Below are 4,413 nucleotides of genomic sequence, written 5' to 3'. Positions count from 1 at the left end.
GGTGATCTTTTAGAGATCCAAGCAGCAACAATTGATCTAAGCCGCATGCAAGACAATGATCAAACAGGGGTTTCTTCCCTTGGCGATTTGATCATTAAAACCAATCAAATCACCGCTTTAAACAACCATATTGGTGCTAAGGGGAATATTGTCTTGAGCGCCGATGATGCGCTCACTGTAGGCGCTGGACATTATAGCGCCGGCGGCTCTCTTTTGGTGGAAGCAGCAGAGCTTACATCACGCGCGCGCTTAGTGGCAGAGCAAAAAATTGACCTTTATGCGCATCACGGTGCCCTGATCCAAGAAGGCACTGTCTGGTCTAATGGGGAGATAACGCTGGATGCCCATGGTGCCCTCAATCATACGGGTGATATTGTCAGTATGCAGCAGGTTGCCTTGACAGCGGGTGGCATGCTCACAACCGGTCAAGAGAGCACGATTTTAAGTTATGATGTGGTTTTAAGTGCTGATGCTTTAACCCAAGCAGGGACTGTGGAAGCTCAAGAAGGAGCATTAACCCTTCAAGTGCGTGATGGGGTCGCAAATAGCGGCACAATGCGCGGTGAGAGTGTCGATGCTCATATTGGTGCATTTACCAATCAAGGGACGTTTATTGCAACCGATGATTTGCATTTGATGGTAAGCACACAAGAAGGCGCCGATCCGCAACAAGCCTTTCTGAAGAATACATCCGAAGGGGTCCTTCAAAGTGGTGGTGTTTTTGTTGTGATCGCAGGGCAATTAGACAATGCCGGTGTGCTTGGCTCTAGTGGTGAGAATGTTGCCCTCAATGTGGCAGGAAATGTCAGCAATAGCGGGCTGATTTACGCCAAAAAATCTATGGATCTATTCAGTGATGGTGATTTAACCAACACACAGGGCAGAATTATTGCTGAAGAGGCTCTCAGCATTGGTGGGCTGAAAGAGACACGTGCTGGTCATATAAACAATGAGGTTGGTCTTCTCAGTGCTTTAGCCGGTGAGATGAAGATTGTTGCAACGTCTTTTGTCAATAAAAGCGCTGAAACGACAAATTCAGACCAACAAAACGCTACACATGATGAAGGTGCACATGTTTTTAGCGCGGGATGGTTTGCGCATTAATGTGGGCAGTTTTGAGAATGTTGATGGTCTCATTTCTACGCAAGGGGCAGTTAATATTGTTGCTGATAGTGTGATCCAAGCAGGGCACATAGAGATTGAGCGTGGTGACCTTCAACTGACCAGCCACGGTGATTTAAGCAATAGTGGCACAATAGAAAGCAATGATACCATTGCTTTGCATGCGCAAACAAATCTCAGCCAAACGGGGCGCATTGTCTCTAAAAAGCGGATAGAGCTTTCCAGTGATGGCATATTGACAATGGGCGAGACAAGTGAGGTTGGCGCCTATGATGTAACGCTGAAGGCAGGCACACTCACCCAAGCAGGGCTTGTGGAAGCGCAAGGCGGAGTACTTACTCTCAACAGCCATGATGTTTTAAGCAATTCCGGTATCATGGTGGGCGGTGTTGTTGATGCAACTCTCGGGTCTTTAGCCAATTCCGGTCAGCTTTTAGCCAGTGACAGTTTTACGCTTATAGCAGAAAGCCATGATCCGTCATTGGGGCAAGTTGCTCTGGTTTTAAATGGTGAAGACGGAGTTCTCAAAAGTGGTGGTGCTTTTGTCTTAACCGCAGATGTTTTGGACAATGCCGGCAGTATTGGTTCAAGTGGTGATGGGGTTGCGCTCAATGTGAGCGCTGATCTGAGTAATAGCGGGCTGATTTATGCCAAGAAATCTGCTATTTTCTCCTTAGATGGGGATTTTATTAATAAGTTTGCCGATGTCATTGCTGAAGACAATCTCATCATCCGTGGTTTAAGTGGAGAGCGGGCTGGTCATGTCATCAATAGTTCGGGGCTTTTAGAAGCCGTATCCGGCGATATGACCTTCGATGTCTCAGCTCTCACCAACATGCGTGAAGGTGGGGTTGAAGTTAGCGATAAAGTGATTTCTCACAGTTACGTGCAAGGAGAATGGACCCCTATCCCAAATGTTAAACACCATCAGATAAAGGAAGATGTTGACACTACAATTAGCCGTCAACAGCCTCATTTTACCAATAATGCTGCACAGATTTTAGTAGGACGTCATCTCACGGTTCATGCCGGTGATATCCGCAATAGTTATAGTTTGATTGCTGCTAATGGCAATATTGAGATGCATGGCGATACGCTGCTCAATGAGGGGCGTGATTTAATCGAAACAACCGAGATTGTAACTGAAACACATCGCAGGGAGAAGAAATGCAGACCGTGGAATGCAGGGTGTCATGCGGGAGGCATTACAGATGAGGGACATTATACTGATACCCAAACAACCGTCCGCACTTATGATGCTGTTTACGGCACGATTGAAGCTGGTGGCACGCTTGATGCCAAGTTGACAGGCTATATTGACAATCATGCGGTGCGTGAGGGGGTTGAGCAAGTTGGCTTAAGCTCTGGCGATAAAGGTTTGGCTGGTGTTAAAAACACCGATTTTGACGGTTCCAAACCACTGATTAGTGATGATCGATTAGATGGGATTATCAATGGTTTGAAAGGGCACAAAGGGCTTTTTGCACCAAGCACAAAAACACCCGCACCAGAATCCATACAAGTGCCAACGCAAGATGGGCTTAACTCTGTCAAGACAGAGTTAGCTGGCAGCCAATCACCGGATGTGCCGTTTTTAGTTGAGACGCGACAGGACTTTATCAACCCAAGTAAATTTTTAGGATCGGACTATTACTTAAAAAAGATTGGCAATTATAAGCCTGAAAACGTGTTCAAAAGATTGGGCGATGCTTATTTTGAATATCGTCTGGTGGGTGAGCAAATCTTTGAGCTGACAGGCAATCGCACTCTTCTTGATGATGAAGATCCCAATGCTCAAATGCAAACGCTCTATGACAATGCTGTGGAGCAGCAAGGTCCCTTGGGGTTAGTGCTAGGCAAGCCCTTAACGCCTCAGCAGATTGCTGAGATCAAAAAGGATATGATCTGGCTTGAAACTCACCTTGTCGACGGACAAGAGGTCTTAGTGCCCCACGTTTATTTGGCGCCAACCTCCTCTTCAGAACAAGGGATAAAAAACGCACAAGGATTGCAAGGAAACCTTGCCAGTGCACGTTTGAAAGGGAATGGGGTCACCTTGAATGCGGACCGTCTTACCAATAGTGGTGCTGTGGTAAGTGATGATGCATTGCATGTTTCGACCACGCAAACATTGTTTAATGATGGTGGTTTTTTAGATGCCAGAGGTGCTGTAGAACTCACCAGTAACGGTCTTTTAGCCAATTCTTCCGGTGTTATTCATGGTGATACGGTTACCATGACGGGTGGTACGATTGTCAATAGTACCGCTAAAATCCGTGACACGAATGAATATGGTTTTGTTGATCGAGCTGGGCAGAAGGGACAAATTCTCTCTGATCATGAATTAAACATTCAATCCCTTGGTGATCTTGGCTCAGAGGGGGGGGAATTCACCAGCGGCGGTCCGATGACGGTGATTGTCGGTGGTTCTGCTACGTTTGGTTCATTAGTGCTAGAGAGTGACCATAAGGAGACATTGGAAAAAGGGCATTATAACGCCCAAAGCAGTGAGCACCGTTTGACAGAAGTCAACAGTGATGGAGATTTGACCATTGTCACAGGTGGTGAACTGAACCTTGAGGGAAAGTTTAAAGCCAAGGGCAATGGGGATTTCACCAGTGGTGGCGCTCTCAACGCGATTTCAGAGCAAGATTTTAACAGTTTTGATTTGGATCTGAGGGGCAAAGAAGGCGACAAATCGAAGCAAAAGAATAAGTTTCGTCAACAATCAACAGAAGTTACTACAAACAAAACCACGATAGAAACAGAGGGCAACCTCTCCATGCATGCGCAAAATGGGGATCTCACACTTGGTGCGGCAGGGCTATCAAGTGGTGGTCAGACGCATTTGGCATCAGATAAGGGAAAAATCAAGTTTCTGACCAACAAGGATCAAGATTTTAAGGATGTTTATCAGCGTAATGAAAACCTTGTGTGGTGGAGTGAGAGCGATAAAGGTTACCTTAAGGAGACCATCGAACATGTCACCATAGATGCTAAGGGTGGCATAAAGCTTGATGCGGGTGATGGCTTTGTTGTTGAGTATGAGGCAACTGGTGATTTAGACAAATCTCTTGAGCAATTGTCTCGCTCTCCAGGCATGGCATGGATCAAGCAACTGCGTGATGATCCAGAATTATCCAAGCAAGTGGATTGGCAAGCAGTTAAGGCTGAATTTAAAGACTGGGATTATAAAGCCCAAGGGCTGACAGAAGCCGGTGCGGCTATCGTGGCCTTGGCTGTCACGGCGGTTACGGGCGGAGCAGCCTCGGGCGCTGCCAGTGCCATTAC

General features: G+C 46.6%; 1 pseudogene. It reads left to right on the top strand.

Features of this window, described 5'->3' with window-relative positions:
• Positions 1-4,413, top strand: a pseudogene (locus ACFIJZ_RS09260) (filamentous hemagglutinin); the annotation flags it as partial.

Source organism: Bartonella sp. CL70QHWL, assembly GCF_042194855.1.
GTDB lineage: Bacteria > Pseudomonadota > Alphaproteobacteria > Rhizobiales > Rhizobiaceae > Bartonella.
The sequence above is the reverse complement of the archived record's forward strand: the minus strand, read 5'-3'. Positions and strand labels throughout refer to the sequence as shown.